This is a genomic window from Pseudomonas carassii (genome assembly GCF_036324045.1).
GTDB classification, from domain to species: domain Bacteria; phylum Pseudomonadota; class Gammaproteobacteria; order Pseudomonadales; family Pseudomonadaceae; genus Aquipseudomonas; species Aquipseudomonas peradeniyensis.
Map to the genome: position 1 here is coordinate 179,741 of NZ_JAZDCT010000007.1, position 26,931 is coordinate 206,671.

Here is a 26,931-nt window from a genome sequence, read left to right on the forward strand (position 1 = left end):
TGACTGGGATTAGCCAAGCTTATGTTTGAGCACCTTGCCGATCTGTCCCTCGATGCTTTGCGCGTGCTGGAGTCCGCCGCGCGCTTGCGTAGCTTCACGGCTGCGGCCCTTGAGCTGGGCACAACCCAGCCGGCTGTGAGCCAGCAGGTCAAGCGCCTGGAGGCGCAACTGGGGACGCGGTTGTTCGACCGTATCTACCGGGGCATCGAGCTGACCGAAGCGGGCCAGCTGCTGTTCGAGCAGGTACATCAAGGGCTTCAGGCCATGGACGATGGTGTTGCCTTGGCCAGCGGGCGTGGTCAGCGCGAGGTGTTGCAGGTGGCCACTGACTTCGCGTTTGCCGCGTTCTGGTTGATGCCGCGTCTGCAGCGTTTCCACGAGGCTTATCCACAGGTGGATGTGAGCCTGGTGACTGGCGAGCGCAGCCAGGGGATGTTGCGTCCGGACATCGATGTGGCGGTGCTGTTTGGCGATGGGCGCTTCCATCAGGGCGAGAGTCGCTGGTTGTTCGACGAGGAGGTCTTCCCGGTCTGCAGCCCACGGCTGACTCATGGCAAACCCTTGTCAGCCGTGGCTTTGCAACGATTGCCATTGCTTCACCTCAAGGGCGAGCAGGCCAGTCGCTGGTTTGATTGGGCGGGGGTGTTTCGTGGTCTTGGTGTGGACAGCCCGCCTCCGTCCGGGCAGCTGCGGTTCGATAACTACACGCTGCTGATACAGGCTGCGATTGCCGGGCAAGGCGTGGCGATTGGCTGGGCGCATCTGGTTGATGGGCTGGTCGAGCAAGGGTTGTTGTGTCGGCCTATGGAAGGCAGTTTGCGGTCGGAGCGCGGGTATTACGTGGTGCTGCCGCCGCGCAAACGGCGCGGGGCGTTGATCCAGCGGTTCGTGGATTGGCTGGAGCAGGAGCGTGGCCGATGAACGGCGCTGTCTGTAGGAGCGGCCTTGTGTCGCGAAAGGGCTGCGCAGCAGCCCCGGCGATCGTGATCATCACGCAAATTCTGGGGCCGCTTCGCGCCCCTTTCCGACCGGTCCAACGCCTCGGCAAGGCCGCTCCTACACGGATGGCGTAGACTTCAAGATGTTCGCATTACCGCAATCAGGAGCCACCGTGCAAAGGATCAAGGGCTATCACGCCCACGTGTACTACGACGCATCGACCATGGAACAGGCCCGTGAGCTGTGCGAGGAAGCGACGCGGCTGTTTCCCGTGACCATGGGACGCATGCACCAGAAGCCGGTCGGGCCGCACCCGGACTGGAGCTGCCAGCTGGCCTTCGGGCCGGAGGTGGTGGGTGTGGTGCTGCCGTGGCTGGCGCTGTATCGCAAGGGGCTGGTGGTATTCCTGCACCCGGAAACCGGGGATGAGCTGGCGGATCACCGCGATCATGCGATCTGGATGGGGGCGATCAGGCCGTTGGATCTGTCGATTTTCGAAGAGTGATTGAACAGCAGGCCTGGCCTGCTGTTCAACGGTTGGCTCACTTCTTCTGCGAAAGGCTCAATCCGCCGCCTTTGGCATCTGTGTAGCGGCAAATGACAGAGGTATCGCTGGCTTTGGAGTCCGAGAGTTTCAATGTGGCAAGGTCCACTTCCTTGGTGCCCTTATCGTCGGTATCCGGTGCGAAGCCTCTCCAGTTACCACTTTCGACGGAATAGACGTAGCCATCCAGGCCATCCTCCGATCCGGCAGTTTCCTTGATGGTCTTGCTATCTGGGCAAGTGGCTGCGATGGCGTTGCCCATCATGAACAGAGCCAGGAGTGCAGCAGTTCCGAACGTACGCATGACAGCTATTCCTTCAGCGAAATGGGAAGCTAATCATGTGATCCGCAGAACTTCTGGCGCTACTGGTAAAAATGCCAGGTCAGGGTGGTGAAGGAGTGGGGCAGACCCACTCCTTCAGGTACAGCGTGCTACGCCCGGGCAGCACGCACACCTTCGGCCAATGCCGAGCACAGGCTCAGCACATCCTTCACCGCCTGGCCGGCATCCTTGGCCTGGGCGATCTTGTCGACCAGCGCCGAACCGACCACCACGCCATCGGCCAGACGGGCAATGGCGGCGGCCTGTTCAGGCGTGCGGATACCAAAGCCAACGCTGATCGGCAGATCGGTATGCCGACGCAGGCGCGCAATGGCCTCGGTCACATGCTCGGTGGTTGCCGAACCGGCACCGGTCACACCTGCAACCGACACGTAGTAGACGAACCCGGAGCTGCGCTCCAGCACGCGCGGCAGGCGCGCATCGTCGGTGGTCGGGGTAGTCAGGCGGATGAAGTCGATGCCCGCGGCCTGGGCCGGGGTGGCCAGCTCGGCGTCGTGCTCCGGCGGCAGGTCGACGATGATCAGGCCATCGACGCCGGCCTCTTTCGCCTCGGCGACGAACTGCTCGACGCCGAAACGGTGGATCGGGTTGTAATACCCCATCAGCACGATGGGCGTGGTCTGGTTATCCACACGGAATTCGCGAACCATCTGCAGGGTCTTGGCCAGGGTCTGGCCGGCTTCCAGGGCGCGCAGGGTGGCGAGCTGGATGGCCACGCCGTCGGCCATCGGGTCGGTGAACGGCATGCCCAGCTCGATCACGTCGGCACCGGCGGCCGGCAGGCCCTTGAGGATCTGCAGCGAGGCATCGTAGCCCGGATCGCCAGCGGTGACGAAGGTGACCAGGGCGGAACGGCCTTCGGCCTTGAGTTCGGCGAAGCGTTGTTCGAGACGGCTCATGCCTGTTTCTCCTGGGCGGCCATGTGGTTCATCACGGTTTGCATGTCCTTGTCGCCGCGACCGGACAGGCAGATCACCATCAGGTGGTCCTTGGGTAGCTTCGGTGCGCGCTTGATCGCCTCGGCCAGGGCGTGGGAGCTTTCCAGCGCCGGGATGATGCCCTCCAGGCGGCAGGTGGCGTGGAAGGCGTCGAGGGCCTCGTCGTCGGTGATGCTGACGTACTCAACGCGCTTCACTTCGTGCAGGTAGGCGTGCTCCGGGCCGATGCCGGGGTAGTCGAGGCCTGCGGAGATCGAGTGGGCGTCGGTGATCTGGCCATCGTCGTCCTGTAGCAGGTAGGTGCGGTTGCCGTGCAGCACGCCCGGCACGCCGCCGTTCAGGCTGGCCGCGTGCTTGTCGGTGTGCACGCCGTGGCCGCCGGCTTCGACGCCGATGATCTGTACGCTGGCATCATCGAGGAAGTCGTGGAACAGGCCCATGGCGTTGGAGCCGCCGCCGACACAGGCGATCAGGCTGTCGGGCAGGCGCCCTTCCTTCTCCTGCAGTTGGGCACGGGTTTCCTTGCCGATGATCGACTGGAAGTCGCGGACCATCGCCGGGTATGGGTGGGGACCTGCCACGGTGCCGATCAGGTAGAAGGTGTCCTCGACGTTGGTGACCCAGTCGCGCAGGGCCTCGTTCATGGCGTCCTTGAGGGTGCCGGTGCCGGCGGTCACCGGGACGATCTCGGCGCCCAGCAGCTTCATGCGGAACACGTTGGCCTGCTGGCGCTCGATGTCGGTGGCGCCCATGTAGATCACGCAAGGCAGGCCGAAGCGCGCAGCGACGGTGGCGGTGGCCACGCCGTGCATGCCGGCGCCGGTCTCGGCGATCAGGCGCTTCTTGCCCATGCGCTTGGCCAGCAGCACCTGGCCGATGCAGTTGTTCACCTTGTGCGCGCCGGTGTGGTTGAGCTCTTCACGCTTGAAGAAGATCTTCGCGCCGCCGCAGTGCTCGGTCAGGCGCTCGGCGAAATACAGCGGGTTGGGGCGGCCGATGTAGTCGCGCTGGAAGTAGGCCAGTTCTTCGAGGAACTTGGGGTCGGCCTTGGCGGCTTCGTATTCGCGGGCCAGGTCCAGCACCAGGGGCATCAGGGTTTCGGCCACGTAGCGGCCGCCGAACGAGCCGAACAGGCCGTTGGCATCGGGGCCGGCGCGGTATTGGGTCTGGGTCATGGGGCGCTCCAGGGCGTAATGGATGAGTGATGGGCTTTACTCTAACCACGACGCGGCCGGCTGAAAACCGATAAGATTGCGCAAACCTGTCAGGAAAACTCACAAGTAAAATGGCCCAGGACCTTCCCCCCCTCAACGCCCTGCGGGCCTTCGAGGCGACCGCCCGGCTGAACAGTGTCAGCCAGGCTGCCGAGGCACTTCACGTTACCCATGGCGCCGTCAGCCGACAGATCAAGGTGCTCGAGGAGCATCTGGGCGTGGCCCTGTTCGCCAAGGATGGGCGTGGCGTCAAACTCACAGATGCCGGGGTGCGCCTGCGTGATGCCAGCTTCGAGGCGTTCGACCGCTTGCGCAGCGTCTGCGCCGAGCTTTCCCGCGATGCCGACGAAGCGCCCTTCGTGCTCGGCTGTTCCGGCAGCCTGCTGGCGCGCTGGTTCATCCCGCGGCTGGGGCGCTTGAAGGCTGACTTGCCGGAACTGCGCCTGCACCTTTCAGCCGGCGAAGGCGATCTCGATCCGCGGCGTCCGGGGCTGGATGCCCTGCTGGTCTATGCCGAGCCGCCATGGCCGGCGGACATGCAGGTGCATGTGCTCGCCGAGGAGCGGATCGGTCCGGTGATGAGCCCGCACTTCGAAGGCTTCGACCGTTTGAAAGCCGCGCCAGCCGTGGCTTTGCAACGAGAGGCGGTGTTGCACACGACCTCGCGGCCACAGGCCTGGCCGACCTGGGCGCAGCAGCATGGCATCGAGCCCGGCGCGCTCAGTTACGGCCAGGCATTCGAGCATTTGTACTACCTGCTGGAGGCGGCGGTGGCCGGCCTTGGCGTGGCCATCGCGCCACAGCCGCTGGTGGCGGACGACCTGAAGGCCGGGCGACTGGCTGCGCCTTGGGGCTTCTCTGCGACCCGCGCCGCGTTGGCCCTGTGGGTGCCCCGGCGCGCCGCGGACGGGCGCGCCGAGCAGCTGGCGCAATGGCTGCGCCGGGAGCTGCAGCAGGCCGGCTAGTTACGCCGGCACATCAGGTAGGCGGCCAGCAGGCCAAGGGCGCCTACCGCGACGCCTGCGGTGGTCCAGGGGTGCTGCTGGGCATAATCACGGGTGGCGACGCCGGTCTGGCGGGTGCGGGTCTTCACTTCTTCGTAGGCATCGCTGAGCAGGCTGCGCGAATGCTTGAGGGCGTTCTCGGCATTGCCGCGCAGCGCCTTCATGGTCTTGTGCGACTCCTCCGAGGCATCGTGCTTGAGGTGCTCCAGCGTCTTGAGCAGGCTCTCGATCTCGGCTTCCATGCTTTCCAGGGAGGCTTGGCGCAGGGAATTGCGTGGCATGTTGACTCTCCTTCGCGGTATGGGCTGTAAGAAGTGCGACTGCGCGGTGGTGGGAAAGTGCAGTCGAACTTTCTCCTGCGGCGATCGCTCGCAGGTAAACCGGGCCTGCGCTGCTAGGCTCAACGGACTACCCAACCAAGGAGAGCGCTCATGTCGGATCATCACACCTACAAGAAGATCGAGCTGGTCGGATCCTCCCCCACCAGCATCGAAGAAGCGATCAACAATGCCCTGGCCGAGGCCGGCAAGAGCATCAAGCACCTGGAGTGGTTCGAAGTGGTCGATACCCGCGGACATATCCGCGACAACAAGGCCGCGCACTTCCAGGTGACGCTGAAGGTGGGCTTCCGCATCGCCAACAGCTGAAACGAAGCTGGGCTAGGCTTGCCCGGCCTGATCGGGTAATAAGGTTGCAGGGCGCGAGCTTCGCGCCCTTTTCGTCTTTGATCTGTACAAGGAAAGCGATCGATGAAGAAGTTGATTCTGGCCGTGGGGCTGATGGCGTTGGCCGGTGGCGCGCTGGCGGCAGGCAAACCGTGCGAAGAGCTCAAGGCGGAGATTGCGGCGAAGCTGGATGCCAAGGGTGTGAAGGGCTACACGCTGGAGATCGTCAACAAGGGCGATCCGGCGGGCAAGGTGGTCGGCACCTGCGAGGGTGGGACCAAGGAGATTGTCTACCGCCGCGGTTGACTGGCCTTATCGCGGGGTAAGCCCGCTCCCACGGAACGTATCCTGTGAGAACGGGCTTGCCCCGCGATGGCCTTTAATCGGCTTTCAGGGCCTGCGCCATCAGCTCATAAGACCTGATCCGGTCGGCATGCTCGTACAGGTCGCTGGTGAAGATCAGCTCATCCGCCCCGGTCTGTTCCAGCAGCACCTCCACCTTCGCCCGCACCTTCTGCGGGCTGCCGATCATCGCCAGGCCCAGGAAGCTGCTCACTGCATCGCGCTCATGGGGCAGCCATAGTCCATTCATGCTCTCGACCGGTGGGCGCTGCATCAGGCTCTGGCCCCGGATCAGCGCGAGGATGCGCTGGTACACCGAGGTCGCCAGGTACTCGGCCTTCTCGTCGGTCTCGGCCACCACCATCGGAATGCCGAGCATCACGTAAGGCTTGTCCAGCGTGGTGGACGGCTTGAAATGGTCGCGATAGATGCGAATGGCCTCGTGCATGTAGCGCGGCGCGAAGTGCGAGGCGAAGGCGTAGGGCATGCCGCGCATGCCGGCCAGCTGGGCGCTGAACAGGCTGGAGCCGAGCAGCCACATCGGCACCTCGGTGTCATGGCCGGGCACGGCGATCACTTTTTGATCATCTGTACGCGGGCCGAGGTAGCGCGACAGTTCCTCGACATCGTCGGGGAAGTCGTCGGCACTGCCGGAGCGTTCACGGCGCAGGGCGCGGGCGGTCATCTGGTCGGAACCCGGGGCGCGGCCCAGGCCCAGGTCGATACGCCCCGGGTACAGGCTGGCCAGGGTGCCGAATTGCTCGGCGATCACCAGCGGCGCATGGTTGGGCAGCATCACCCCGCCGGAACCGATGCGGATGGTCGAGGTACCGCCGGCCAGGTAGCCGATCAGCACGGCGGTGGCCGAACTGGCGATGCCGTCCATGTTGTGGTGTTCGGCGACCCAGAAGCGGTTGTAGCCGAAGCGCTCGACGTGTTGGGCAAGGTCCAGCGAGTTGCGCAGCGACTGCGCGGGGCCGCCATCGGCGCGCACAGGCACCAGGTCGAGGGTGGAAATCTTCAGGTCTCGCAGGTGCGTCATTGGAGCCTCCGCATCAGGTGGTTGGCCAAGGGCCTTTGAACCTCTGTATGGGCACTTTCGAAGGATTCAATGGGCGACGGGCTTTTGCAGGGCGGCGCAACGGCGGCGGTTTCCTGTAGTCTAACCAGCGTTGGCAGCGCGTCTGCCCTGTTTCAGGAGCCGTTCCATGATCCGCGTAGCAATGGGTGTGCTGGTTTCCCTGCTGGCCACTGCCGCACTGGCCGCGCCTAAGCCGTGCGAGGAACTGAAGGCCGAGATCGAAGCGAAGATCCAGGCGCGCGGGGTGACCTCCTATACGCTGGAAATCGTGCCCAACAGCGAAGTCCGGGACCAGAACATGGTCGTCGGCAGCTGCGAGGGCGGCACGAAGAAGATCATCTACCAGAAGAACGATCGTTAAGGCCGGCCTTCACCTCTGTAGGAGCGGCCTTGTGTCGCGATGGGGCGCGTAGCGGCCCCAGGATTTCAGCATCAAACAAAAATCGCCGGGGCTGCTGCGCAGCCCCATCGCGACACAAGGCCGCTCCTGCAGGCGAATGGCTGTGAGTCCTAGGGAATGCAGGTCACGTTGCTCGGCTCGTTGACCACCACCTTGCGGTTGGCGTCGTACAGCAGCACCTGCGGCTGCATCGCCGGGGCCCGCGCCTCCAGGCGATAACGCTGGCCGGCCTTGAAGTCGTTGTAGCGCACGGTGAGGTAGCAGGTTCGCTCGGTGGGGTCGGTGCTGAAGCCGCCGGAATAGATCTCGTAATCGAAGCGCACCACCAGCTCATGCTTGCCGGGCGTCACCTGGAAGTAGCGGCCGTCGTCCAGGCGCTGGCCGTCCAGACGGTCGGCCATGATGGTTCTGCCGGGGGTGATGGTGTAGAGATCGACCCAGGCCTTGCCTGGGTCTACGGGCGGCAAGGGGCTGGCGCACGCCCCCAGGGCACTGAGGGCCATCAGCATCATGGGCTGGCGCATGGTGAAACTCCCGCTCGCGGTTCACAGGTTACAAGCATAGCGCCGTTCGCGGGGTTCAGGTGCGCTGGCAGCCTGCCGGCTCGCCCTGGCCGATCAATTTCTGCTGCTGGTCGTAGAGCTTGATCCAGGGGCGGAAACCGATGCTGCCCGCCTGCATCTGGTAGCGTTGCCCGGCGGTGAAGTCCTTGTAGGTGAGATTGAGCTGGCAGTCGCGCCATAGCGGCTCGTCCACCGGGCCGATGTTGCTGGGCGTCACGGTGAACTGGTAGCGCACGGTCAGCTCGTGATTGCCGGGCTGCACCTGGAAATAGCGGGTGTCGGCCCAGTCGCGCTCATCGACCTGCAGGGCGTGCAGCGAGTCGTTGTCTCCAGGGGCCAGGTCGATCCAGGCCTGGTTTGGGTCGGCGCGGGGCAGGAAGGAGGCACAACCGGACAACAGCACGAGCGTGCCGGCGGCAAACAGCAGAGTACGCATGGCGAAGCTTCCCCTTGGCGAGATAGTCTTGGTCGCATTCGGCCGACGAGCGAGATAGACAGCCTCGATGTTTGGACTTTTTCTTTTCATGCGCTGCAGCCGTCGGGTTCTCGACCGCGTTTTCACCCGTTTGGTTCCCGTGGCGCTGGGCGTCCTGCTGAGCGGTTGCTCCAGCGTGGGGTATTACGGCCAGTTGGCCGAGGGCCAGTGGCAGCTGTTGCGGGCACGCCAGCCGCTGGACCGGGTGATCGGGGATCCGGCCACCAGCCCGGTGCTGCGCCAGCGCCTGTTGTTCGCCGAAAAGGCCCGGGCGTTTGCCAGCGCGCAGTTGAAGTTGCCGGACAACGGCAGTTACCGGGTCTACGCCGACCTGGGTCGACCGTATGTGGTGTGGAATGTGTTCGCCACCCCTGAATTGTCGTTGCAACCGGTGACCCATTGCTTCCCCATCGCCGGCTGCGTGGCCTACCGTGGTTATTACCGACAGGGCGCGGCCCGCGGCGCGGCGGCGTTGATGCGCCAGGAAGGCCTGGATGTCTATGTGGGGGGGGTGGAGGCATATTCCACCCTGGGCTGGTTCGACGATCCGATCCTGTCGACCATGGCCGGTTGGGGCGATGAGCGCCTGGCCACGGTGATCTTCCATGAGCTGGCGCACCAGCGCTTCTACGTGCAGGACGATACCGAGTTCAACGAGTCGTTCGCCTCGTTCGTCGAACAGGAGGGCACGCGGCAATGGCGTGCCGCGCGTGGGTTGGCAGCCATCGAGGATGCTGGCGCCAGGCAGCGCGAGCAGTTCACCCGCTTGGTGCTGGCCAGTCGCGAGCGGTTGCAGGCGATCTATGCCGGGCCGTTGGATGAGGCGGGCAAGCGGGCGGCCAAGCAGGCCGAGTTCGAGCTGTTGCGGCGGGAGTACCGCGAGGTGAGGGACCGTGACTGGGGCGGGGATCGGCGTTTCGATGCCTGGATCTTTGCGCCGTTGAACAATGCCAAGCTGCTGCCTTTTGGGCTTTATGACCAGTGGGTTCCGGCGTTTTCGAAGCTGTTCGATGAGGTTGGTGGGGACTGGGGACTGTTCTATGAGCGGGTCGAGGCGCTGGGGCGGATGCCGATCGGACAGCGCAAGGCGGTGCTTGGACGGTTGATGGCAAGGCCTTGAGATAAAGGGGCCGCTTTGCAGCCCCGATACATGTCAGCCTCTGATGAACGCCTGATGCAACTCGGCCAGTGTCTCGAAATGGAACGCAGGCGCCTCGCCCTCGAGTTCCTCCCGACTGCCGAACCCATAGCCCACCGCCACGGCCTGCAACCCATTGCTGCGCGCACCGATCAGGTCATGCTTGCGGTCGCCGATCATCAGGGTCTGCGCCGGGCCCAGCCCTTCTTCGTCCAGCAGGTGGCGAATCAGCTCGACCTTGTTGGTGCGGGTGCCGTCCAGCTCGCTGCCGTAGATCACCTTGAAGTGGTGGTCGAACTCGAAATGCCGGGCGATCTCGCGGGCATACACCCACGGCTTGGAAGTGGCGATATACAGGGTGCGGCCCTGGCCTTTGAGCGCCTGCAGCAACTGCGGCACGCCGTCGAACACCAGGTTCTCGTACAACCCGGTGACCTTGAAGCGCTCGCGGTAGAAGTTCACCGCGTCCCAGGCCTTGGCCTCGTCGAAGCCATAGAACTGCATGAAGGCCTGCAACAGGGGTGGGCCGATGAAGTGCTCGAGGCGGGTCAGGTCCGGCTCGTCGATGCCCAGCTTGGCCAGGGCGTACTGGATCGAGCGGGTGATCCCTGAGCGCGGGTCGGTCAGGGTGCCGTCGAGGTCGAAAAGGATGTTCTGTTGGTGCATGGAGTAGGTTCCGCTCGAATTCTGGGTCGACTGCTTCGCGGGTAAACCCGCTCCCACAGGCTGTGTGCTGGCTCTGTGGGAGCGGGTTTACCCGCGAAGGGGTCATTCCGGTTGGTCGTAGCCTTCGGCCAGGTGCTGGTCCTTGAGCTTCACGTAGTTGCCGGCGCTGTAGGGGAAGAACGCGTGTTCCTGCTCGCTCAGCAGGCGCACCTGCTTCACCGGGCTGCCCATGTACAGGTAGCCGCTGACCAGGCGCTTGCCCGGCGGCACCAGGCTGCCGGCGCCGATGATCACTTCGTCCTCGACGATGGCGCCGTCCATGATGGTGCTGCCCATGCCGACCAGGATGCGATTACCCAGGGTACAGCCATGCAGCATGACTTTGTGACCGATGGTCACCTCGTCGCCGATGATCAGCGGAAAACCGTCGGGGTTGAACGGCCCGGCGTGGGTGATGTGCAGCACGCTGCCGTCCTGCACGCTGGTGCGCGCGCCGATGCGGATGCGGTGCATGTCGCCGCGCACCACGGTCAGCGGCCAGATCGAGCTGTCCTCGCCGATCTCGACGTCGCCGATGACCACCGCCGAGCGGTCGACGAAGGCCCGTGCTCCCACTTTCGGCGTGTGTTGCTGGAAGGTCCGGAGGGCCATGATAGTGTTCCTCTGCAATGCCGATAGGCAGGCTGCCTGCTGCGGTCGGCGTCGATTGTAATTAAGATGGTCCCGTGTTTCTCCTGCCAAGGTACCCGAACCGTGAGTGCGAACAACCCGCTGCTGCAGTCCCATGATCTGCCGCCCTTCTCGGCAATCCGCGCCGAGCATGTGCTGCCGGCGATCGAGCAGATCCTCGCCGACAACCGCAAGGCCATCGCCGAGATCCTCGAAAAGCAGGGCAAGAACCCGACCTGGGCCGGCCTGGTGCTGGCCATGGACGAACTCAACGACCGCCTGGGCGCTGCCTGGAGCCCGGTCAGCCACCTCAATGCGGTGTGCAACAGCCAGGAACTGCGCGAGGCCTATGAGTCGTGCCTGCCGGCCCTGAGCGCCTATTCCACCGAACTGGGCCAGAACCGTGCCCTGTTCGAAGCCTATGAAGCCCTGGCCGCCAGCCCCGAGGCCGCCGGCTTCGACGTGGCGCAGAAGACCATTATCGACCACGCCCTGCGCGACTTCCGCCTGTCGGGCATCGACCTGCCGGCCGACAAGCAGCAGCGCTACGCCGAAGTGCAGAGCAAGCTCAGCGAGCTGGGCAGCCGCTTCTCCAACCAGTTGCTCGACGCCACCCAGGCCTGGACCAAGCATGTCACCGACGAGGCCGCCCTCGCCGGCCTGACCGATTCGGCCAAGGCGCAGATGGCCGCCGCCGCCCAGGCCAAGGGCCTCGACGGCTGGCTGATCACCCTGGAATTCCCCAGCTACTACGCGGTGATGACCTATGCCGACGACCGCGCCCTGCGCGAAGAGCTGTACGCCGCCTACTGCACCCGCGCCTCCGACCAGGGTCCGAACGCCGGCCAGTTCGACAACGGCCCGGTGATGGAAGAAATCCTCGACCTGCGCCAGGAGCTTGCCAAGCTGCTGGGCTACCCGAACTTCGCCGAGCTGAGCCTGGCCACCAAGATGGCCGAGTCCAGCGACCAGGTGCTGAGCTTCCTGCGTGACCTGGCCAAGCGTTCCAAGCCGTTCGCCGCCCAGGACCTGGAGCAGCTCAAGGCCTACGCCGCCGAGCAGGGCACCCCTGGGCTGGCCAGCTGGGACGCCGGCTATTTCGGCGAGAAGCTGCGCGAACAGCGCTACAGCGTGTCGCAGGAAGCCCTGCGCGCCTACTTCCCGATCGACAAGGTACTGACCGGCCTGTTCGCCATCGTCCAGCGCCTGTACGGCATCGAGATCGCCGAGCTCAAGGGCTTCGACAGCTGGCACCCGGACGTGCGCCTGTTCGAGATCAAGGAAAACGGCCAGCACGTCGGCCGCTTCTTCTTCGACCTCTATGCCCGCGCCAACAAGCGTGGCGGCGCCTGGATGGACGGTGCCCGCGATCACCGCCGCACCGCCGCGGGCTCGCTGCAGAGCCCGGTGGCCAACCTGGTGTGCAACTTCACCCCGGCCACGCCCGGCAAGCCTGCGCTGCTGACCCACGACGAAGTCACCACCCTGTTCCACGAGTTCGGCCATGGCCTGCACCACCTGCTGACCCGCATCGAGCATGCCGGCGTGTCCGGCATCAACGGTGTGGCCTGGGACGCAGTGGAGCTGCCGAGCCAGTTCATGGAAAACTGGTGCTGGGAGCCTGAGGGCCTGGCGCTGATTTCCGGCCACTACGAAACCGGCGAGCCGCTGCCCCAGGACCTGCTGGACAAGATGCTGGCGGCGAAGAACTTCCAGTCCGGCATGATGATGGTGCGCCAGCTGGAGTTCTCGCTGTTCGACTTCGAGCTGCACGCCACCCACGGCGACGGCCGCGGCGTGCTGCAGGTGCTCGAAGGCGTGCGCGACGAGGTCTCGGTGATGCGCCCGCCGGCCTACAATCGCTTCCCCAACAGCTTTGCCCACATCTTCGCCGGCGGTTACGCGGCGGGTTACTACAGTTATAAGTGGGCCGAAGTGCTGTCGGCCGATGCCTTCTCGCGTTTCGAGGAAGAAGGTGTGCTGAACGCCGAGACCGGCCGTGCCTTCCGCGAAGCCATCCTGGCCCGTGGCGGTTCCCGCGAGCCGATGGTGCTGTTCGTCGACTTCCGGGGCCGTGAGCCTTCCATCGATGCATTGCTGCGCCACAGTGGCCTCACCGAGGACGCGGCGGCATGAGCGAGGTAGCCGTGAGCAAGAGCAAGCGACGTTTCATCGCCGGGGCGGTCTGCCCGGCGTGCAGCGAGATGGACAAGCTGATGATGTGGAACGAGGACGGCGTGCCGCACCGCGAGTGCGTGGCCTGCGGGTTCACCGATACCCTGAACGAACAGGGCCTGTCGGTACCCTCGGAGCTGGGCACCCGGGTCAACCACCTGGCGCCCAAGGCGGCGCCGGCCAAGGTGCAGACCGTGCAGTTCTTCCCCAATCCGAAGCTGAAGAAGCCGGAGTAAGCCTGGGCCCGCTCTGCGGGCCATCGCGGCACAAGGCCGCTCCTACAGGCAATCGCGATCCCCTGTAGGAGCGGCCTTGTGCCGCGATGGGCCGTGCAACGGCCCCTGAATCCGCCTGACGGCACTGGCACTCCATTCAATCCCGGATTACTGTATGCATATACAGTAATCCGGGTTCTCATCATGAAACCAGCCCCCATTCGTGGCCGCGGCACCGCCGACAACCCCCACAACCGCTTCGCCCCGAGCGTTTCAGTGGTCGAGGACGATGGCTGGTACCAGGAAGTCCCACTCACCCAGGGCACCGAGGTGCGGATCGAGACGGCCAAGACCATCATCGCCCGCAACACCTCCCCCGACCTGCCCTTCGACCGCTCCATAAACCCCTACCGCGGTTGCGAACACGGCTGCATCTACTGCTATGCCCGCCCCAGCCACGCCTACTGGGACCTCTCTCCCGGCCTCGATTTCGAAACCAGGCTGATCGCCAAGACCAATGCCGCCGAGGTACTTGAACAGCAATTGAGCAAGCCCGGCTACGTCTGCGCACCGATCAACCTGGGTTCCAACACCGACCCCTACCAGCCCATCGAGCGCGAGTACCAGCTCACCCGACGCTTGCTCGAAGTGCTGCTGCGCTACCGTCACCCGGTAACCATCGTCACCAAGGGCTCGCTGATACTGCGCGACCTTGATCTGATCAGCGAACTGGCCAGTCGACGCCTGGTGCGGGTGATGATCAGCCTCACCACTCTCGACGATGAGCTTAAGCGCACCCTCGAACCCCGCGCGGCAGCACCGAGGGCGCGCCTGCGGGCGATCCGCGTGCTGCGCGAGGCCGGCGTTCCGGTGGGCGTGCTGTGTTCGCCGATGATCCCGATGATCAATGACAGCGAGCTGGAGCACCTGCTGGAGGCGGCGAAGGAGGCCGGCGCGCAGAGCGCGGCGTACATGATGCTGCGCCTGCCGCTGGAGGTGGCGCCGTTGTTCGAGCAGTGGCTGCACGATCATTACCCGCAGCGGGCCGCGCATGTGCTGAGCCTGATTCGTCAGAGCCGTGGGGGTGAACTGTACGACAGTCGCTTCGGTGCGCGGATGCGCGGTGAAGGGGTGTTCGCCGAATTGCTGGCGCAGCGCTTTCGCAAGGCGGCCAGGCGGCTGGGGTTCGAGGGGCGTGAGGAATTGCAGCTCGATTGCACCGCCTTCTGCGTCCCGGGCGCACAGATGGCGTTGTTCTAGCAGCGTAATTTCTCGGATCAGGAGCTATAAGTACAACTAAGACAACCCAACAATTTCACTCATGAAGCTTGGCATCTGATGCTTTTTTGCTATTATCCAGCACTCCCCTCGCCTATCTAGAACGCCCGTTCTAGAGCCTGCGCAATTAAGTTTCAGTTAAGTTTCCTACGCTAGCGTGAGTCATGAGTCAGCAGTGACTGTGATTATTTCCCCGTGCGCGTCATCTAAATCCCCGCGTCACCCCAATCTTTCCCCGGTAACATGGAATTCACTTTCAAACCGTCAAGAGGATGAATCATGCCCGTCAAGGACCCATCCAAGGTTGTCCCGGCCGCACCCGCCGAAAGCGCCGATGCCGCCCTCAAGCATATCGTCGACGGCTTCCTGCGGTTCCACACCGAAGTCTTCCCCGAGCAGCAAGAGCTGTTCAAGAAACTGGCCACCGCGCAGAAGCCGCGCGCCATGTTCATCACCTGCGCCGACTCGCGCATCGTGCCTGAACTGATCACCCAGAGCTCGCCGGGCGACCTGTTCGTCACCCGTAACGTCGGCAACGTCGTGCCGCCGTATGGCCAGATGAACGGCGGTGTGTCGAGCGCCATCGAATACGCGGTGCTGGCCCTGGGCGTGCACCACATCATCGTCTGCGGTCACTCCGACTGCGGCGCCATGCGCGCGGTGCTCAACCCTCACTCGTTGGACAAGATGCCGACTGTCGCGGCCTGGCTGCGCCACGCCGAGGTGGCGCGTACCGTGGTCGAAGACAATTGCTCCTGCGACACCCCGCACGAAAGCATGCAGTTGGTGACCAAGGAAAACGTCATCGCCCAGCTGCACCACCTGCGCACCCACCCATCGGTGGCCTCGCGCCTGGCTGCGGGCCAGTTGCACATCCATGGCTGGCTGTATGACATCGAGACCAGCCAGATCGAAGCCTACGACGCCGCCAGCGATCGCTTCCTGCCGCTGACCGCAGGTCAGCCGATCCCCTCTGCCACACCGAGAGGCCGCTACTAAGCGACCCGAACACGCTGAAAAAGCCTTGATTACCGGCTGCACCCGATGGGTGCGGCGCGGCCTTCGCCTGCCTTGAATCTCCCTGAATGCCTTGCCGGCAGACCCGCTGGCGGCCTGCGCCTGCGCGTCATTCAGGGTTCCCCGTGCTAGCGGCCAGCGGAATGGCCGTGAATTTAGAAAGGAGCTACATGGTGAACATGACACAGATAAAGGCGGCCCTGCCGCGCGAGTTGCTGGCTTCGGTGGTGGTCTTCCTGGTCGCCCTGCCGTTGTGCATGGGCATTGCCATCGCCTCGGGCATGCCACCGGCCAAAGGACTGATCACCGGCATCATTGGCGGTATCGTGGTGGGCTTTCTCGCCGGCTCGCCTTTGCAGGTCAGCGGCCCGGCGGCGGGGCTGGCGGTGCTGGTGTTCGAACTGGTGCGCCAGCACGGCATGGCCATGCTCGGGCCGATCCTGTTGCTGGCCGGTCTGCTGCAACTGCTGGCCGGGCGCCTGCGCCTGGGCTGTTGGTTCCGGGTCACGGCGCCGGCGGTGGTGTATGGCATGCTCGCCGGGATCGGCGTGCTGATCGTGTTGTCCCAGGTGCATGTGATGTTCGACACGGCGCCACAGCCCTCGGGTGTGGACAACCTGCTGGGCTTCCCGGCGACGCTGGCTTCGGCCCTGCCGCTGGAAAGCGCGGGCAATGGCTGGCAGGCCGGCGCGCTTGGGCTGGGCACGATCGCCATCATGTGGGGCTGGGAGCGCCTGCGCCCGCAACGCCTGCGCTTCATTCCCGGAGCCCTGCTCGGGGTGGCGGCGATGACCGCCGTCAGCCTGTGGCTGGCGCTGCCGGTCAACCGCGTTCAGGTGCCGGCCGATTTATCTGAAGCCATCGACTGGTTGCGCCCGGATGACCTGCTCAAGTTGGCCGACCCGACCCTGCTGGTGGCGGCCTTCGCCCTGGCCTTCATCGCCAGCGCCGAGACCTTGCTGTCCGCCGCCGCCGTCGACCGCATGCACAGCGGCCAGCGTTCGGACTTCGACCGTGAGCTGTCGGCGCAGGGCATCGGCAACATGCTCTGCGGGGTGCTCGGTGCGCTGCCGATGACCGGGGTGATCGTGCGCAGCTCGGCCAACGTCCAGGCCGGCGCGCAGACACGGGCCTCGGCGATCTTCCATGGGCTCTGGCTGCTGGCCTTCGTGGTGGCGCTGAGCAGCGTGCTGCAGCAGATCCCTGTGGCCAGCCTGGCCGGGGTGTTGGTCTATACCGGGGTCAAGTTGGTGGACTTCAAGGCGTTCCGTGGGCTGGGCCGTTATGGGCGGATGCCGATGTTCACCTATGCGGCGACGGCACTGGCGATCATCTTTACCGACCTGTTGACCGGCGTGCTGCTGGGCTTTGCCCTGACCCTGCTGAAGCTGGCGTTGAAGGCGGCGCGGTTGAAGATCAACCTGGTGGTATTGGGTACGCCGGGGCACATGGAGTTGCGCCTGAGCGGCGCGGCGACCTTTCTCAAGGTGCCGGCGCTGACCCAGGTGCTGGATACGGTGCCGGAGGGGACCACCTTGCATGTGCCGCTGGGCAACCTGAGCTATATCGACCATTCCTGCCTGGAGTTGCTCGAGGACTGGGGGCGCAGTGGCGCGGCCAAGGGTTCGCGGCTGGTGCTGGAACAGCGGCGTCTGAAGCGCCGGGTCGAGGGACGGTTGCGGACTACGGCGGGGGTTGGGGTTTAGCGTAAGTCTGTAGCGACCTCTTCGCGGGCAAGCCCGCTCCCACAGGTACAGCGTTGTCCTTGAGAACAGCGCCGTACCTGTGGGAGCGGGCTTGCCCGCGAAGGGGCCGGCCCAGGTTGCATTAATGTTGAATTCAGGCCGACTGCCCCAACTCCACGCCAAGCTGGCGCGACAGGCACGGCCAGCGCTTCCACGCAGCGCCAGTTGCCGGGCTCGACAGCTTGTCGCGGTAAGCCTCCACCGACTCGGCTGCAAAGCTTTCGTCATCAAGCATCTCATCCACCGAATGGTGCACCACCTCATCCAGCTGGTTGGCAAACGTCTCGCCGATCAGCTGATGGGCGATCAGGTTGGCGACCGTGGTATCCACCGGAATCAGCGGTTGCTGGAAATGGCGGATATACAGGTCGTTGACCTCCTCGACCAGGCGATGCGCCAGGTAGGCCTCGTCCAGCAGGCAATCCAGCCCGACCTGCCCCGCCATCACGCTCGGAGGCTGCAGGAAATAGGCCTCGGCAATCTTCAGTACCGGTTTGATCTGCGTCTCGATGCCTGCTTCGAGCGCTACGTTGTGCGCGGCCTCGAGCAGTTCCGGAACCTCGTTGATATAGGCGCCGACAAAGCGCGCCAAGGTACCCTGGGCATCCTGCTGGGGTAGTTGGATCGATGGATGCAGGTGTGGCAGTTGCAGTTCGAGGCGGGCTTTCAGTTGGCCTGTGCGGCTCTCATGTTGATGGGCATTTTCGATCTGCTCGCGTACAGCAGCGATGTTCATGACAACTCCAGGGACATGGCGTTACAAACGGAAGACACTAAGTTAGCTTGCTTACGAGAATCGCTAAGACGCATTTGTTATATCGCTGAGATGCGTGTAGGAAATTGGCTATATCAATGTGCCATTATTGTGGCCCGGCCCAGTATCCACGCGGCTTTCAGCGCAAACGTTTGGTTTTGTGAAGATCATTTCAAGGCCCGCGTTGCGCACCATTGGTCGGTGTCTATACTCCGGGTGAAACGTGATTCGTTGATGAGGCCCGACTGCCTTAAGCAGGGGGCTCGGTCGTCGAAGCCAGGCAGTCTTGGCCACCGTTCCCCCCTTTGTCGTAGCAGGTCGTCCACGCCTCCGGGACTACAAGAACGATAAGGGGAACCCGCAATGATGCGACATCCACATGTCTGGATGGGCCTGTTGCTGTGGTCGATTTTCGGTCAGGCACAGGCAGCATGGACGGTGAACATGGCGCCCGGGGCGACGGAAGTCTCCCACGCAGTGTTCGACCTGCACATGACCATCTTCTGGATCTGCGTGATCATCGGCATCGTGGTGTTCGGCGCGATGTTCTGGTCGATGGTCATCCACCGCCGCTCGACCGGGCAGCAGGCCGCGCACTTCCACGAGCACACCTGGGTCGAGATCCTCTGGACGGTGGTTCCCTTCCTGATCCTGGTAGTCATGGCCATCCCGGCCACCAAGACCCTGATCGACATCTACGACGCCAGCGACTCGGATATCGACATCCAGGTCACCGGCTACCAGTGGAAGTGGCACTACAAGTACCTGGGCCAGGACGTCGAGTTCTTCAGCAACCTGGCCACCCCCGCCGAGCAGATCCACAACAAGTCGCCGAAGGACGAGCACTACCTGCTCGAGGTCGACCAGCCGCTGGTGCTGCCGGTGGGCGCCAAGGTGCGCTTCCTGGTGACCGCCGCCGACGTCATCCATTCCTGGTGGGTGCCGGCCTTCGCGGTCAAGCGCGACGCCATCCCCGGCTTCGTCAACGAGGCCTGGACCCGGGTCGAGAAGCCGGGCATCTACCGTGGCCAGTGCACCGAGCTGTGCGGCAAGGACCACGGCTTCATGCCGGTGGTGGTCGAGGTTAAGTCCAAGGCCGACTACGACACCTGGCTTGGCGAGCGCAAGGCCGAGGCGGCCAAGCTCAAGGAGCTGACCAGCAAGGAATGGACCCTCGAAGAGCTGGTCGCCCGCGGCGACAAGGTCTACCACACCACCTGCGTGGCCTGTCACCAGGCCGAAGGCCAGGGCCTGCCGCCGATGTTCCCGGCGCTCAAGGGCTCGAAGATCGCCACCGGGCCCAAGGAAGCCCACCTGGGCATCGTCTTCCATGGCAAGCCCGGCACCGCCATGGCGGCGTTCGGCAAGCAGCTCTCGGAGGTCGATATCGCCGCCGTGGTCACCTACGAACGCAACGCCTGGGGCAACAACAAGGGCGACATGGTCACGCCGAAGGACGTGCTGGCGCTCAAGCAGGCGGAAAGCAAATGAACCGGTGCCTTAGGGTTGCAGGAGACAGGACATGAGTGCAGTGATCGACGACCACGCCCACGGTCATGAACACGCCCACGGCCCGGCCAAGGGCCTGATGCGCTGGGTGCTGACCACCAACCACAAGGACATCGGCACGATGTACCTGTGGTTCGCCTTCAGCATGTTCCTGCTCGGTGGCTCGTTCGCCATGGTGATCCGCGCCGAGCTGTTCCAGCCCGGCCTGCAGATCGTGGAGCCGGCGTTCTTCAACCAGATGACCACCATGCACGGGCTGATCATGGTGTTCGGCGCGGTGATGCCGGCCTTCGTCGGCCTGGCCAACTGGATGATCCCGCTGATGATCGGCGCGCCGGACATGGCCCTGCCGCGGATGAACAACTTCAGCTTCTGGCTGTTGCCGGCGGCGTTCCTGCTGCTGGTCTCGACCCTGTTCAGCCCCGGCGGCGGGCCGAACTTCGGCTGGACCTTCTACGCCCCGCTGTCGACCACCTACGCGCCGGCCAGCGTGACCTTCTTCATCTTCGCCATCCACCTGATGGGCATCAGCTCGATCATGGGCGCGATCAACGTGATCGCCACCATCCTCAACCTGCGCGCCCCGGGCATGACCCTGATGAAGATGCCGCTGTTCGTCTGGACCTGGCTGATCACCGCGTTCCTGCTGATCGCGGTGATGCCGGTGCTGGCCGGCGTGGTGACCATGATGCTGATGGACATTCATTTCGGCACCAGCTTCTTCAGCGCCGCTGGCGGTGGCGACCCGGTGCTGTTCCAGCACGTGTTCTGGTTCTTCGGCCACCCCGAGGTGTACATCATGATCCTGCCGGCCTTCGGCGCGGTCAGCTCGATCATCCCGGCGTTCTCGCGCAAGCCGCTGTTCGGCTACACCTCGATGGTCTACGCCACCGGGGCGATCGCCTTCCTGTCGTTCATCGTCTGGGCCCACCACATGTTCGTGGTCGGCATCCCGGTGGTGGGCGAGCTGTTCTTCATGTACGCGACCATGCTGATCGCCGTGCCCACCGGGGTGAAGGTGTTCAACTGGGTCAGCACCATGTGGGAAGGCTCGCTGACCTTCGAGACACCGATGCTGTTCGCCATCGCCTTCGTCATCCTGTTCACCATCGGTGGTTTCTCCGGTTTGATGCTGGCCATTGCGCCGGCGGACTTCCAGTACCACGACACCTACTTCGTGGTCGCCCACTTCCACTACGTGCTGGTGCCCGGGGCGATTTTCGGCATCTTTGCCTCGGCCTACTACTGGCTGCCGAAGTGGACCGGCCACATGTACGACGAAACCCTCGGCAAGCTGCACTTCTGGCTGTCGTTCGTCGGCATGAACCTGGCCTTCTTCCCCATGCACTTCGTCGGCCTGGCCGGCATGCCGCGGCGGATCCCGGACTACAACCTGCAATTCGCCGACTTCAACATGGTCTCGTCGGTGGGCGCGTTCATGTTCGGCGCCACGCAGATCTTCTTCCTGTTCATCGTCATCAAGTGCATCCGCGGCGGCGCGCCGGCAGCGGCCAAGCCCTGGGACGGCGCCGAAGGCCTGGAGTGGTCGGTCCCGTCGCCGGCGCCCTACCACACCTTCCAGACCCCACCGGAAGTGAAGTAGGAGCCCGCCCATGGACGGCCTGTCGCTCAAACGCCTGGTCACCCGCCTGCTGATGCTGACCGTGGTGATGTTCGCCTTCGGCTTCGCCCTGGTGCCGATCTACGACGTGATGTGCAAGGCCTTCGGCATCAATGGCAAGACCGGCGGGCAATATGCAGGTACCCAGGTGAGCGACCCGTCGCGCTCGGTGCGGGTGCAGTTCATGTCCACCAACGCCGGTGACATGAGTTGGGAATTTCATTCCACCGCCGACCAGATCGAGGTCAACCCGGGGGCGGTGAACCAGATGATCTTCATCGCCCGCAACCCGACCAACCAGCCGATGAGTGCCCAGGCCATTCCCAGCATCACCCCGGCCGAGGCCGCGGCGTACTTCCACAAGACCGAGTGCTTCTGCTTCACCCAGCAGGTGCTGCAGCCGGGCGAGCGCATCGAGATGCCGGTGCGCTTCATCGTCGACCGCGACCTGCCGGAGTCGGTGAAGCACCTGACCCTGGCCTACACCCTGTTCGACATCACCGCTCGCCACCCGCCGGTCGCCCATGCCGCGACCGAGGCCGCCCGTTGAGGGAAGGAGATCAAGCATGGCAAGCCACGAGCACTACTACGTCCCGGCGCAGAGCAAGTGGCCGATCATCGCCACGATCGGCATGTTCATCACCGTGTTCGGCCTGGGCACCTGGTTCAACGACCTCAAGGCCGGCCACCCGGAATCCCACGGGCCGCTGATCTTCTTCGTCGGTGGGCTGTTCCTGGCGTACATGCTGTTCGGCTGGTTCGGCGCGGTGATCAAGGAGAGCCATGCCGGGCTGTACAGCGCGCAGATGGACCGCTCGTTCCGCTGGGGCATGAGCTGGTTCATCTTCTCCGAGGTGATGTTCTTCCTGGCCTTCTTCGGCGCGCTGTTCTACGTGCGGGTGCTGGCCGGGCCGTGGTTGGGGGGCGATGGAGCCAAGGGCGTGGCACACATGCTCTGGCCCAACTTCGAGTTCGTCTGGCCGCTGCTGCACACGCCGGACCCGAAACTGTTCCCGCCACCGAAGGAAGTCATCGACCCGTGGCACCTGCCGCTGATCAACACCATCCTGCTGGTGAGCTCCAGCGTGACCGTGACCATCGCCCACCATGCCCTGCGCAAAGGTCATCGCGGCCCGCTGAAGCTGTGGCTGGGGCTGACCATCTTGCTGGGGCTGGGGTTCCTCGCGCTGCAGGCCTACGAGTACCACGAGGCCTATAACAAGCTGGGGCTGACCCTGGGGTCGGGAATCTATGGCGCGACGTTCTTCATGCTTACGGGCTTCCACGGCGCCCACGTGACGCTGGGGACACTGATCCTGTTCGTGATGTTCTGCCGGGTGATGCGCGGGCACTTCGAGCCGGACAAGCACTTCGGTTTCGAGGCGGCGAGCTGGTACTGGCACTTCGTGGATGTGGTGTGGGTGGGGTTGTTCATCTTTGTGTATGTGCTTTAGGGCCTTGCATCTCGTGGGAGCGGGCGACACCAGTTGCCCGCTGATCAGCCCCCAGGCCACCAGCGCGATGGTCAGGGTGGCGAGGGCGACACGCACGGTAAGGGCCTTGAGCAGGCGGGTCGACTGGTCGTCGTCCTTGACCAGGAACACCAGGCCACTGAACAGGCTGGCGATGGTGGCCAGCAGCATCAGGACTATCGCGGCCTTGAGCATGGCGTAACTCCGGGGGATGCGGTGATGAATACAAGTATAGCGCTCGACCTGACGAGGCCCCGGTGAAGCCGTTTCGCCCCGGCCTGCTGCCGACCCTGGTGGTGCTCGCGCTGCTGCCGGGCCTGATCGCGCTCGGCTGCTGGCAGCTGCGCCGCGCCGACGAAAAGCGCGACCTGCTCGCCGCCTACACCGAGCGCCAGATCGAGGCGCCGGTCGCTGTCGAACAGCTGCGCCAACTGCCGGACCCGGCGTTCTACCCGGTGCACCTGTATGGCCGCTTCGACGCCGCGCACAGCCTGTTGCTGGACAACCAGATGCGCGATGGCAAGGCCGGCGTCGAGCTGCTGCAACCCTTCCACGACCAGGCCAGCGGGCTGTGGCTGCTGGTCAACCGCGGCTGGCTGCCCTGGCCCGATCGCCGGGTGCCGGTGCGTTTCGACACCCCGGACCAGGCCCTGGCGCTGGACGCCACGGTCTACGTGGCGCCGGGCAAGACCTTCCAGCTGCACCCGGACAACCCGGACGGCCGCTGGCCGCAACTGCTGACGGCAATCGACCCGGCCGGGCTCTGGGAGCAGTTGGGCCGCGAAGGCTTCGCCCAGGAACTGCGCCTGCAGCCCGGCCCGGCCGCCTACCGCCTGGACTGGCCGGTGGTCGCCATGGGCCCGGAAAAGCATCAGGGCTACGCCGTGCAGTGGTTCGCCCTGGCCACCACGCTGGTGCTGCTCTACCTGTATTTCGGCTGGCATCACAACGACAAGGAGAACCGCCATGGCCGCCGCCACGAGTCCACTGGACGCGCCTGACCGCCGCAAGCCGCGGGGTCGTCTGCAACTGTTGCTGATCCTGTTCGTCGTGCTCGGGCCGATGATCCTTGCCACCTTCATGTACAAGCTCAAGTTCTGGGTGCCGGAGGGGCGCAGCTATCACGGCGTGATGATCGGCAATGGCGAGGGCCGCGAGGACATCGGCATCGATGCCCGGGACGAGCGCTGGCAGTTGCTGGTCAGCGCCCCCGAGACCTGCGCCGAGGAGTGCCGGCAACTGGTGTACCTGGCCCGGCAGATCCAGGTCGGCCTGGGCCGCGACGCCAGCCGCGCCAGCCATGCCCTGGCGGCGGCCCAGCCGCTGGCCGCCGACTACCAGGCGCTGCTGGGCCGCGAATACCCGCAGTTGCAGCGCTACCCACTGGACGCTCAGCGCTATGTGCAGAAGGTCGGCGACGCAGGCCCGCAGCTGTGGATCGTCGACCCCCACGGCAACCTGGTGCTGCGCTACGACGCCAAGGTCAACGGCAAGCATGTGCTGGACGACCTGCGCCACCTGCTCAAGCTGTCCAACATCGGCTAGGAGGCCGCCATGGCCAGACCCGGATTCCGTCTCGCTGTGTTCGCCACCCTGCTGGCGTTGCTGGTGGTGCTGCTCGGCGCCTATACCCGGTTGACCCATGCCGGCCTGGGCTGCCCCGACTGGCCGGGGTGCTACGGCTTCATCAGCGTGCCCAAGACCGATGCCCAGTTGGCCCATGCCGAGTTGCACTTCCCCGAGCACCCGGTGGAAGAAGCCAAGGGCTGGGCCGAGATGGTCCATCGCTATTTCGCCGGCACCCTGGCGCTGGTGATCGCCCTGCTCGCCTTCCAGGCCGTGCGCCGGCATGCCCGCGACGGCCAGCCCTACCGCCTGCCGGTGTTGCTGCTGGGGGTGGTGCTGGCCCAGGCGGCGTTCGGCATGTGGACCGTGACGCTGAAGCTGTGGCCGCAGGTGGTGACCGCGCACCTGCTCGGCGGGTTCACCACAGTGAGCCTGCTTTTCCTGCTGTCCCTGCGTCTATCCCGGGCCTTTGCGCCATTGCCGAAACTGCCGTTGAGCCTGCGCCGGATCGCCGCGCTGGCGCTGTTGGTGGTCATCGGCCAGATCGCTCTGGGGGGCTGGGTCAGCGCCAACTACGCGGCGGTGGCCTGCATCGACCTGCCCACCTGCCACGGCCAGTGGTGGCCGGCGGCGGACTTCAGCAACGGCTTCCACCTGACCCAGCACGTCGGTCCCAATTACCTCGGCGGGCAGCTGGACAGTGACGCGCGCACCGCGATTCATATCAGCCATCGCCTGGGCGCGTTGCTGGTCATGCTGGTGTTGCTGATCCTGAGCTGGAAGCTGCACCTCCACGGTCTCGGTGGCCTGGCCCGCCTGGTGTTGCTGGCGCTGGCGCTGCAACTGGGCCTGGGCATCAGCAACGTGCTGTTCCACCTGCCCCTGGGCGTGGCCGTTGCGCACAACGCTGGCGGCGCCCTGCTGCTGCTGTGCATGGTGCTGGTCAACTACCGCATCCGCGTGGTCGACAAGGTCCGTGTGGGCCATGGCTGGCGCCTGACGCCGGTGACCGGCGTGCATCTCTCTCATCACATGAGGAACGATTCGTGGCGACGCTTCTGAGCACGGAACGCCAGCGCGCCGGATGGCGCGACTACATGGAACTGACCAAACCGAAGGTGGTGGTGCTGATGCTGATCACCTCGCTGGTGGGCATGTTTCTCGCCACTCGCGCGGGGGTGGCCTGGAGCGTCCTGCTGTTCGGCAACCTGGGGATAGGCTTGTGCGCGGGGGCCGCGGCGGCGGTCAACCACGTGGTCGACCGCCGCGTCGATGCGCTGATGGCCCGCACCCACAAGCGCCCGCTGGCCCAGGGCCGGGTGGCGCCCCTGCCGGCGTTGCTGTTTGCCTTGCTGCTGGCCGTGGCGGGGATGGCCCTGCTGCTGGCGTTTACCAACCCCCTCACCGCCTGGCTTACCCTGGCCTCGCTGCTCGGTTACGCGGTGCTCTACACCGGCTTTCTCAAGCGTGCCACGCCGCAGAACATCGTGATCGGCGGCCTGGCAGGAGCGGCCCCACCGTTGCTGGGCTGGGTGGCGGTCAGCGGGCACCTGGGCGCCGAACCACTGCTGCTGGTGCTGATCATCTTCGCCTGGACGCCGCCGCACTTCTGGGCCCTGGCGATTCATCGCAAGGAGGAGTACGCAAAAGCTGATATTCCCATGCTCCCCGTTACCCACGGCGAGCGCTACACGGCCCTGCACATCCTGCTCTACACCTTGATATTGCTGGCGGTGAGCCTGTTGCCCTATGCCATCCACATGAGCGGACCGCTGTACCTGGCCTGTGCCCTGGGGCTGGGCCTGCGCTTCCTGCACTGGGCCTGGGTGTTGTACCGTGGCACCCGGCCGCACGCGGCGATCAAGACGTTCAAGTACTCTATCGGCTACCTGTTCGCCCTGTTCATCGCGTTGCTCGTAGACCACTACCTGTTGCTGAACCTATGACCCGAACCCAGAAAACCGTCTTCATCCTCGTTGCCCTGGTCGCGCTGATCATGGGCCTGACCGTCAACAAGGTGCTCAACGACCGTGGTCAGTTGAACCCCACCGAGCTGATCGATGCCGGCATCATCCTGCTGCCGCAGAGCCGCACCGTGCCCGACGTGACCATGACCGACCAGAACGGCCAGCCGCTGGTGCTGGACCAGCTCAAGGGCAAGTGGTCATTGCTGTTCTTCGGCTACACCTATTGCCCGGACATCTGCCCGACCACCCTGGCCCAGCTGCGCCAGGTGAAGAGCGAGCTGCCCAAGGAGGCACTGGAGCGTTTGCAGGTGGTGCTGGTGAGCGTCGACCCGAACCGCGACACGCCGAACCAGCTCAAGCAGTACCTGGGTTACTTCGACAAGGATTTCGTCGGGGTGGCAGGGTCGATCGAGGACACCCAGAAGCTGGCCAATGCCTTGAGCATTCCGTTCATCCCGGCCGATACCAGCAAGCCGGGCTACACCGTGGATCACAGCGGCAACCTGGCGGTGGTCGGCCCGGACGGGCGCCAGCGCGGGTTCATTCGTGCGCCGTTCAACAACCAGAAGCTGGTGGCGCAGTTGCCGGGGCTGGTCAAGCGCGACTGACCGTAGAAATGAGTCGCGGGGGG

General features: G+C 64.7%; 31 protein-coding genes and 1 pseudogene. 21 read left to right on the plus strand and 11 right to left on the minus strand.

Annotation, left to right across the window (positions count from 1 at the left end; genetic code table 11):
- Nucleotides 1-21: 21 nt before the first annotated feature.
- Nucleotides 22-921 (plus strand): choline sulfate utilization transcriptional regulator, encoded by a 900-nt coding sequence (locus V0R62_RS07945; RefSeq protein ID WP_330103343.1) that lies wholly within the window; start codon nucleotides 22-24, stop codon nucleotides 919-921.
- 190 nt (nucleotides 922-1,111) lie between these two features.
- A complete protein-coding gene (locus tag V0R62_RS07950) occupies nucleotides 1,112-1,444 on the plus strand; it encodes a DOPA 4,5-dioxygenase family protein (RefSeq protein WP_330103344.1) in 333 nt (110 codons plus the stop codon).
- Nucleotides 1,445-1,481: 37 nt separating this feature from the next.
- Here the strand turns inward: V0R62_RS07950 and V0R62_RS07955 are convergent, their stop codons facing one another.
- The 3 genes from V0R62_RS07955 to trpB all read right to left on the minus strand — a co-directional run bounded on the left by V0R62_RS07955 (nucleotide 1,482) and on the right by trpB (nucleotide 3,939).
- Complete coding sequence (locus tag V0R62_RS07955; protein WP_330103345.1) at nucleotides 1,482-1,787, minus strand: hypothetical protein; 306 nt, start codon at nucleotides 1,785-1,787, stop codon at nucleotides 1,482-1,484.
- A 128-nt stretch (nucleotides 1,788-1,915) separates the two neighbouring features.
- A complete protein-coding gene (trpA, locus tag V0R62_RS07960; RefSeq protein WP_330103346.1) occupies nucleotides 1,916-2,725 on the minus strand; it encodes a tryptophan synthase subunit alpha in 810 nt (269 codons plus the stop codon).
- Nucleotides 2,722-3,939 carry a tryptophan synthase subunit beta gene (gene trpB, locus V0R62_RS07965; RefSeq protein WP_011531493.1) on the minus strand — a complete coding sequence of 406 codons (1,218 nt, stop codon included), beginning with the start codon at nucleotides 3,937-3,939 and terminating at the stop codon, nucleotides 2,722-2,724. Before trpB ends, trpA begins: the two co-directional genes overlap by 4 nt.
- Nucleotides 3,940-4,049: 110 nt before the next feature.
- On the opposite strand from trpB, the gene V0R62_RS07970 reads away from it, so the two are divergent.
- Nucleotides 4,050-4,943 carry a LysR family transcriptional regulator gene (locus tag V0R62_RS07970; protein ID WP_330103347.1) on the plus strand — a complete coding sequence of 298 codons (894 nt, stop codon included), beginning with the start codon at nucleotides 4,050-4,052 and terminating at the stop codon, nucleotides 4,941-4,943.
- Here V0R62_RS07970 and V0R62_RS07975 read toward each other — a convergent pair.
- On the minus strand, nucleotides 4,940-5,263 hold the full coding sequence (locus V0R62_RS07975; protein ID WP_330103348.1) for a DUF883 family protein: 324 nt from the start codon (nucleotides 5,261-5,263) through the stop codon (nucleotides 4,940-4,942). The genes V0R62_RS07970 and V0R62_RS07975 overlap by 4 nt on opposite strands.
- Before the next feature lie 150 nt (nucleotides 5,264-5,413).
- Between V0R62_RS07975 and V0R62_RS07980 the strand changes: the two genes are divergently transcribed.
- Nucleotides 5,414-5,629 (plus strand): dodecin, encoded by a 216-nt coding sequence (locus tag V0R62_RS07980; RefSeq protein ID WP_011531496.1) that lies wholly within the window; start codon nucleotides 5,414-5,416, stop codon nucleotides 5,627-5,629.
- 102 nt (nucleotides 5,630-5,731) lie between these two features.
- A complete protein-coding gene (locus tag V0R62_RS07985) occupies nucleotides 5,732-5,953 on the plus strand; it encodes a DUF1161 domain-containing protein (RefSeq protein ID WP_110736077.1) in 222 nt (73 codons plus the stop codon).
- Nucleotides 5,954-6,026: 73 nt separating this feature from the next.
- On the opposite strand, the gene V0R62_RS07990 is transcribed toward V0R62_RS07985, so the two are convergent.
- Nucleotides 6,027-7,031, minus strand: coding sequence for an LLM class flavin-dependent oxidoreductase (locus V0R62_RS07990; RefSeq protein ID WP_330103349.1), 1,005 nt, complete (start codon nucleotides 7,029-7,031; stop codon nucleotides 6,027-6,029).
- A 166-nt stretch (nucleotides 7,032-7,197) separates the two neighbouring features.
- On the opposite strand from V0R62_RS07990, the gene V0R62_RS07995 reads away from it, so the two are divergent.
- The gene (locus V0R62_RS07995; RefSeq protein ID WP_186712217.1) at nucleotides 7,198-7,431 is read left to right on the plus strand and encodes a DUF1161 domain-containing protein; all 234 of its coding nucleotides are present in this window, start codon (nucleotides 7,198-7,200) and stop codon (nucleotides 7,429-7,431) included.
- Nucleotides 7,432-7,580: 149 nt separating this feature from the next.
- Here the strand turns inward: V0R62_RS07995 and V0R62_RS08000 are convergent, their stop codons facing one another.
- Together V0R62_RS08000 and V0R62_RS08005 are read right to left on the minus strand one after the other, a co-directional pair.
- Nucleotides 7,581-7,994: a PA0061/PA0062 family lipoprotein gene (locus V0R62_RS08000; protein WP_028688711.1), complete on the minus strand. Its 414-nt coding sequence runs from the start codon at nucleotides 7,992-7,994 to the stop codon at nucleotides 7,581-7,583.
- Between the two features lie 55 nt (nucleotides 7,995-8,049).
- On the minus strand, nucleotides 8,050-8,469 hold the full coding sequence (locus V0R62_RS08005; protein ID WP_330103350.1) for a PA0061/PA0062 family lipoprotein: 420 nt from the start codon (nucleotides 8,467-8,469) through the stop codon (nucleotides 8,050-8,052).
- Nucleotides 8,470-8,557: 88 nt separating this feature from the next.
- On the opposite strand from V0R62_RS08005, the gene V0R62_RS08010 reads away from it, so the two are divergent.
- Nucleotides 8,558-9,628 carry an aminopeptidase gene (locus V0R62_RS08010; RefSeq protein WP_330103351.1) on the plus strand — a complete coding sequence of 357 codons (1,071 nt, stop codon included), beginning with the start codon at nucleotides 8,558-8,560 and terminating at the stop codon, nucleotides 9,626-9,628.
- A gap of 33 nt (nucleotides 9,629-9,661) precedes the next feature.
- Here V0R62_RS08010 and V0R62_RS08015 read toward each other — a convergent pair whose 3' ends face one another.
- Nucleotides 9,662-10,312: an HAD family hydrolase gene (locus tag V0R62_RS08015; protein ID WP_330103352.1), complete on the minus strand. Its 651-nt coding sequence runs from the start codon at nucleotides 10,310-10,312 to the stop codon at nucleotides 9,662-9,664.
- 102 nt (nucleotides 10,313-10,414) lie between these two features.
- A complete protein-coding gene (locus V0R62_RS08020) occupies nucleotides 10,415-10,963 on the minus strand; it encodes a gamma carbonic anhydrase family protein (protein WP_110736065.1) in 549 nt (182 codons plus the stop codon).
- Nucleotides 10,964-11,029: 66 nt separating this feature from the next.
- Between V0R62_RS08020 and prlC the strand changes: the two genes are divergently transcribed.
- The 5 genes from prlC to V0R62_RS08045 all read left to right on the plus strand — a co-directional run bounded on the left by prlC (nucleotide 11,030) and on the right by V0R62_RS08045 (nucleotide 17,372).
- Nucleotides 11,030-13,117: an oligopeptidase A gene (gene prlC / locus V0R62_RS08025; protein WP_330103353.1), complete on the plus strand. Its 2,088-nt coding sequence runs from the start codon at nucleotides 11,030-11,032 to the stop codon at nucleotides 13,115-13,117.
- Nucleotides 13,114-13,392, plus strand: a complete 279-nt coding sequence (locus tag V0R62_RS08030) for a YheV family putative zinc ribbon protein (RefSeq protein ID WP_110736062.1) — start codon at nucleotides 13,114-13,116, stop codon at nucleotides 13,390-13,392. The genes prlC and V0R62_RS08030 overlap by 4 nt, the downstream gene beginning before the upstream one ends.
- Nucleotides 13,393-13,575: 183 nt before the next feature.
- Nucleotides 13,576-14,631 carry a PA0069 family radical SAM protein gene (locus tag V0R62_RS08035; RefSeq protein ID WP_408005637.1) on the plus strand — a complete coding sequence of 352 codons (1,056 nt, stop codon included), beginning with the start codon at nucleotides 13,576-13,578 and terminating at the stop codon, nucleotides 14,629-14,631.
- Between the two features lie 297 nt (nucleotides 14,632-14,928).
- Nucleotides 14,929-15,648 (plus strand): carbonic anhydrase, encoded by a 720-nt coding sequence (locus V0R62_RS08040; protein WP_050703179.1) that lies wholly within the window; start codon nucleotides 14,929-14,931, stop codon nucleotides 15,646-15,648.
- 188 nt (nucleotides 15,649-15,836) lie between these two features.
- Nucleotides 15,837-17,372 carry a SulP family inorganic anion transporter gene (locus tag V0R62_RS08045; RefSeq protein WP_408005638.1) on the plus strand — a complete coding sequence of 512 codons (1,536 nt, stop codon included), beginning with the start codon at nucleotides 15,837-15,839 and terminating at the stop codon, nucleotides 17,370-17,372.
- Between the two features lie 133 nt (nucleotides 17,373-17,505).
- Here V0R62_RS08045 and V0R62_RS08050 read toward each other — a convergent pair whose 3' ends face one another.
- A complete protein-coding gene (locus V0R62_RS08050) occupies nucleotides 17,506-18,147 on the minus strand; it encodes a hypothetical protein (protein WP_110736057.1) in 642 nt (213 codons plus the stop codon).
- A gap of 381 nt (nucleotides 18,148-18,528) precedes the next feature.
- Between V0R62_RS08050 and coxB the strand changes: the two genes are divergently transcribed.
- Genes coxB through V0R62_RS08070 form a run of 4 tightly spaced genes read left to right on the plus strand, consistent with a single transcriptional unit; the run spans nucleotide 18,529 to nucleotide 22,749 of the window.
- The gene (gene coxB, locus V0R62_RS08055; RefSeq protein ID WP_330103355.1) at nucleotides 18,529-19,656 is read left to right on the plus strand and encodes a cytochrome c oxidase subunit II; all 1,128 of its coding nucleotides are present in this window, start codon (nucleotides 18,529-18,531) and stop codon (nucleotides 19,654-19,656) included.
- Between the two features lie 31 nt (nucleotides 19,657-19,687).
- Nucleotides 19,688-21,277, plus strand: a complete 1,590-nt coding sequence (gene ctaD / locus V0R62_RS08060; protein ID WP_050703182.1) for a cytochrome c oxidase subunit I — start codon at nucleotides 19,688-19,690, stop codon at nucleotides 21,275-21,277.
- Between the two features lie 10 nt (nucleotides 21,278-21,287).
- The gene (locus V0R62_RS08065; protein WP_330103356.1) at nucleotides 21,288-21,845 is read left to right on the plus strand and encodes a cytochrome c oxidase assembly protein; all 558 of its coding nucleotides are present in this window, start codon (nucleotides 21,288-21,290) and stop codon (nucleotides 21,843-21,845) included.
- A gap of 16 nt (nucleotides 21,846-21,861) precedes the next feature.
- Nucleotides 21,862-22,749: a cytochrome c oxidase subunit 3 gene (locus V0R62_RS08070; RefSeq protein ID WP_050703184.1), complete on the plus strand. Its 888-nt coding sequence runs from the start codon at nucleotides 21,862-21,864 to the stop codon at nucleotides 22,747-22,749.
- 15 nt (nucleotides 22,750-22,764) lie between these two features.
- Here V0R62_RS08070 and V0R62_RS08075 read toward each other — a convergent pair.
- Nucleotides 22,765-22,962, minus strand: a pseudogene (locus tag V0R62_RS08075) (twin transmembrane helix small protein); the annotation flags it as partial.
- Nucleotides 22,963-23,024: 62 nt separating this feature from the next.
- Between V0R62_RS08075 and V0R62_RS08080 the strand changes: the two are divergent.
- The 5 genes from V0R62_RS08080 to V0R62_RS08100 are packed head-to-tail and all read left to right on the plus strand — an operon-like array spanning nucleotide 23,025 to nucleotide 26,908.
- Nucleotides 23,025-23,768, plus strand: coding sequence for an SURF1 family protein (locus V0R62_RS08080; protein ID WP_330103357.1), 744 nt, complete (start codon nucleotides 23,025-23,027; stop codon nucleotides 23,766-23,768).
- Nucleotides 23,734-24,312 carry a hypothetical protein gene (locus V0R62_RS08085; protein ID WP_330103358.1) on the plus strand — a complete coding sequence of 193 codons (579 nt, stop codon included), beginning with the start codon at nucleotides 23,734-23,736 and terminating at the stop codon, nucleotides 24,310-24,312. The genes V0R62_RS08080 and V0R62_RS08085 overlap by 35 nt, the downstream gene beginning before the upstream one ends.
- Before the next feature lie 9 nt (nucleotides 24,313-24,321).
- On the plus strand, nucleotides 24,322-25,395 hold the full coding sequence (locus V0R62_RS08090; protein ID WP_330103359.1) for a COX15/CtaA family protein: 1,074 nt from the start codon (nucleotides 24,322-24,324) through the stop codon (nucleotides 25,393-25,395).
- Between the two features lie 35 nt (nucleotides 25,396-25,430).
- Nucleotides 25,431-26,279 carry a heme o synthase gene (gene cyoE / locus V0R62_RS08095; protein WP_232966696.1) on the plus strand — a complete coding sequence of 283 codons (849 nt, stop codon included), beginning with the start codon at nucleotides 25,431-25,433 and terminating at the stop codon, nucleotides 26,277-26,279.
- Nucleotides 26,276-26,908: an SCO family protein gene (locus V0R62_RS08100; RefSeq protein ID WP_028688687.1), complete on the plus strand. Its 633-nt coding sequence runs from the start codon at nucleotides 26,276-26,278 to the stop codon at nucleotides 26,906-26,908. Before cyoE ends, V0R62_RS08100 begins: the two co-directional genes overlap by 4 nt.
- Nucleotides 26,909-26,931: the final 23 nt, after the last annotated feature.